This is a genomic window from Burkholderia sp. E168m23, assembly GCF_016586125.1.
Lineage (GTDB): Bacteria > Pseudomonadota > Gammaproteobacteria > Burkholderiales > Burkholderiaceae > Burkholderia > Burkholderia orbicola.
In genome coordinates this window covers 1-1,860 of sequence record NZ_BCPP01001171.1, presented here as the reverse complement: position 1 = coordinate 1,860, position 1,860 = coordinate 1, and the positions used below count along the sequence as shown (strand labels likewise).

The window sequence follows — 1,860 nt, the reverse complement described above, 5'->3', positions numbered from 1 at the left end:
CTTGCCGAGATAGTCGCCGCGGCGTTCCTTGCGGATCACCGATTCGTAGATCTGGCCGGTCGTGAAGTTGTTGGCCTTGCGCATCTTCGTGCTGATGAAGCGCTCGTAGTGGCCGAGGTCGAGGTCGGTCTCCGCTCCGTCTTCCGTCACGAACACTTCGCCGTGTTGAAACGGGCTCATCGTGCCGGGGTCGACGTTGATGTAGGGATCAAGCTTGAGGAGGGTGACTTTCAGACCGCGCGATTCGAGGATCGCGGCGAGGGAAGCGGCGGCAATGCCCTTGCCAAGGGAAGAAACTACGCCGCCGGTGACGAAAACATATTTGGTCATCGCTGGATGCTCGCGGGAAAAACGGATTATACCGTAAAGCCCGCCCTTCTCTCAGCAATTGGCGTGATGATCGCGCCCCGTTCGGGCCAATCCGTGCCGACCCGCGCCGGCCGTGCGCGCCGGTACGAACCGGCCGGCCGGTCGGCGCCGCACGCATGCGCCGGCGGGCGTTCCAGCCGCCCGGCGAAACGTCAGGCGCGCTTCGCGAGCGGCGCGCCGGCCTGCGAAACGCCGCCCTCTTCCGCCTTCAGCGAATTCAGCATCCGCTGCAATGCGCGGGCGGTCTCGATCGGCCGCTCCATCGGGAACAGGTGGCTGCCCTCGAGCCATTCGATGCGCCCCCGCGTCGCGCGGCGTGTCGCATCGAGCCCGACTTGCCGCACCTCGCGCGAGCGCGTGCCGGCGAGAAAGCCGAGCGGCACCGGCGCGCCGTGCGCGAGCCGCGGGCCGAGCGTGTGCGGCAGCGTCCGGTAGATCAGGTATTCGACCTGACGGTCGAATGCGAGCGCGCGCTCGCCGTCGGCGCCGGCCTGTGGAATCCCGTAGTCGATATAGTCGGCCAGCATCCGTTCGTCCCAGCGCGCGAACGCGGGCTTCTCGCGGAAGTGCCGCCAGACTTCGTCGCGGCTCATCCAGCGGGTGCGCCGGTTGCGCGTCGCCGCGGCCGGCGACAGCCGCTCGTCGAGCCCCGCCCACTGGCTCGCGCGCAGCGCGCCGGCACGCCAGCCCGCGATGATCGGCGAATCGATCATCACGACGCCGCGCACCCACTGCGGCTTCTTCAGCGCGGCCATCAGCGACAGGTAGCCGCCGAGCGAATGGCCGACGAGCCAGACCGGACGCTCGTAGCGGCTGCCGATGTCGTCGAGCAGTTGCTCGACGAGATGCGGCCAGTCGCGCGTCACCGGGTAGCGGCGGTCGTGGCCGATCCGTTCGACGTAGCGCAACTCGTAGTCGTCGGCCAGTTCGGCGAAGATCGTCCGGTACGTCGACGCCGGGAAGCCGTTCGCATGCGAGAAGTGGAGGATGTCCTTCAAACGCCGATGTCTCCTTTGTCGGTGGGAGTGAGTGCTTCAGCACTTACTCCCGCCCCATGCTTCGCGGTCGACCGGCGTTGGCGCTTTGGCTCTCACGCCAGTCCCATGTTTCGTATTCTGTCGGAACCGTGCCTCGGCACGGCACGCCGGCCCCGGGCTTTCCGTCCCGATACGCCGGCCTTCCCGCGATCACCGGTCCATCCAGTACCGGTGCCGTTCGTCGCGATAACGCGCGAAGGCGAACCCGCCGCCGGCCGGCGCGACGTCGAATCGCACGGCGCCGTCGCGATCGGTGCGCGGCAGCGGAATCCCGCGCGCCTCGTAGCGGGCCAGCACGGTCCGGTGCGGATGCCCGAAACGATTGCGATAGCCTACAGGAAATACCGCGACGCGCGGCCCGACCGAATCGAGGAAAGGCTCGACCGACGACGTGCGGCTGCCGTGGTGCGGAACGATCAGGATCTGCGCGGCCAGTGCGTCGCGCACGTCATTC

General features: G+C 68.0%; 2 protein-coding genes and 1 pseudogene. All 3 read right to left on the bottom strand.

The window, feature by feature from the left end; all coding sequences use genetic code 11:
- Nucleotides 1-330, bottom strand: a pseudogene (gene pyrG, locus JMF90_RS35310) (CTP synthetase); the annotation flags it as partial.
- A 191-nt stretch (nt 331-521) separates the two neighbouring features.
- Nucleotides 522-1,367 (bottom strand): alpha/beta fold hydrolase, encoded by an 846-nt coding sequence (locus JMF90_RS35305; protein ID WP_034174518.1) that lies wholly within the window; start codon nt 1,365-1,367, stop codon nt 522-524.
- A gap of 189 nt (nt 1,368-1,556) precedes the next feature.
- Nucleotides 1,557-1,860, bottom strand: a 304-nt coding sequence (locus JMF90_RS35300) for a ComEC/Rec2 family competence protein (RefSeq protein WP_374104325.1), incomplete at its 5' end; no start/stop codon positions are given.